The sequence below is a fragment of the Endozoicomonas sp. SESOKO2 genome (genome assembly GCF_024606245.1).
Classification (GTDB): Bacteria; Pseudomonadota; Gammaproteobacteria; order Pseudomonadales; family Endozoicomonadaceae; genus Endozoicomonas_A.
On sequence record NZ_JAHHPQ010000040.1, the window covers coordinates 1 to 1,878 of the forward strand.

A 1,878-nucleotide genomic window follows, 5' to 3' on the forward strand; every position below is an offset into this window, starting at 1 on the left:
CAGGAAGCCACCAACATCAGACTGAAAAGCACAGACCATAAAGCGCGATAATGGAACACCTGACCTAACCCATTTCCTGACAAATCCTGAAAGCATAGGACAGTAAACCGGCAGGTGCAGAGTAAAACAATTAATTTACAACGTCAGCCCCCTTATCGGCCCCTTTAATTGCCGAAATTGTTGACTGAAATACATCACTTTAATAATCAATCCCAGCTAGCCTCCAGACCCTGAACTGAAAAAGTAGTCGGTGTACCCCAGCTGGTAGAACCAAAGCCATCATCACTATCTGAGGAGTCCCAAATGAAGCTGGGATTGGGGGAAAATAAAGTCTCCCTGTTTTCTTTTTGATGGATTGTTGCGGTGTAAGTGGCTGCTCTGGCTCTTCTGGCCGCTTCTTCCCGCTCCCTTAGCTCTTGCTCTCTTAGCTCTTGCTCCCTTTCGCGCCGTATTTTATCTTCTCTTGTCAAGATATATTCTTCTTGCCTCAAATAACCGTAAAGCTCTGTCAGCGACCACTGCATGTAGAGATCATTCAGATCCATGTTACAGCAAAAGGGATTCAAAACCCCGGCATTGATCAGTACATTTTTCCAAACCTTTTGATCAAACCCTTGGATGATCTCTCTGACCTGCTCCCTGTCCGTTACGGTGGGTTTCCAGTCCCTTCCTTTCGGATCTTTCCGCCAGGGTTTGTTGAGTGCCCGGCCTAACTTCCTTTGCAGCTTATCCTCTTGCAAGCGTTCCAGCCTTCGCGATTTCGTTTTATATGCATCAATTACCCAATATACCAACACGGCCACCATGGCTATGCCCTCTGCGGCTATCAGAATGCCTAACACACGTTTAAGCCAGCGTTCCCGTTCATCAAGATCCGAGGGATGATGCCCGACAGGCTTTTGAACGGGCGCTGGCGGAGTGGCAAGGACCGGCTTTTCACCATTCAGAATTCTGCGAATTTGCTGGTACCACTCATCACCATAATCTTCACGATCTGCGGCTTTCATAAACAGGGCGGAGAGGCCTTCCTGATAGTGACGATGCTTGCTGTCTGTATGCCAAAGGGTGGGATGATTGTTAAAGGCTTCAGTCAGCTTGGACAGGTAAAGAATAAATGCAGGGTCTCTGGCAATCTCCGGGTTCTGCTTTTGCTTCTCTACCTTAAAACTAAATGAACGAAGCGCCTTGCCACGGAGAAAAAGCTCCTGCATTTCTAACAGAATAAAGCCGAGTTGCCGGGCTAACTGTTCCCGGGATAGCGGGTTGGACGGAAATTCTCTGAAACTGTTCTGCACAGCCTCCTCAATCAGCTCCTCCATAGAGTCCATTCGGTCTTCAGCTATGACCCCCTGAAGCAGCAACGGACGGGTTCGGTACCAATCAAGAACGTCTTGGGATTCCTCCATGACTGGAGCATTACTGAATGCCTGCAAGAGGTGAAACATGGGGCGGTCCGGGTAACTGTCATCCGTCTCATTCTCATCCGTATCATTGTCACCTGTGACTTTGGCAATAGTATGGCGGGTAGCCTGCCGGACGAGTCTGGTAAGAAGTTGCTGTCGAGCTTCTGTCTGATGGTCTGATGCAGAGTGATCTTCCAGCCACTGATCTGGCCCATAGCGATCATAGATTCGCCGAACTGAAACCATGAGGGCTTTTAACAGCCTTTCATTTTCTTCTGCAAAGACGTAATCAAAATAGAGTCTGTTCAGATTGTTCCGGGCATTTCTGAGAGCCTTCTGCTCGGGTGACTCAACACTTCCCCAACTGGAAGCCGCCAGCATCAGACTGAAAAGCACAAACCATAAAGCGCGATAATGGAACACCTGACCTCACCCATTTCCTGACAAATTCGGAAAGCTTAGGACAGTAGACTGG

General features: G+C 48.5%; 1 protein-coding gene. It reads right to left on the reverse strand.

The annotated features are described in order from the left end of the window. Positions 1-206 precede the first annotated feature (206 nt). A complete protein-coding gene (locus KDK17_RS00975) occupies positions 207-1,826 on the reverse strand; it encodes a hypothetical protein (protein ID WP_257282010.1) in 1,620 nt (539 codons plus the stop codon). Positions 1,827-1,878: the final 52 nt, after the last annotated feature.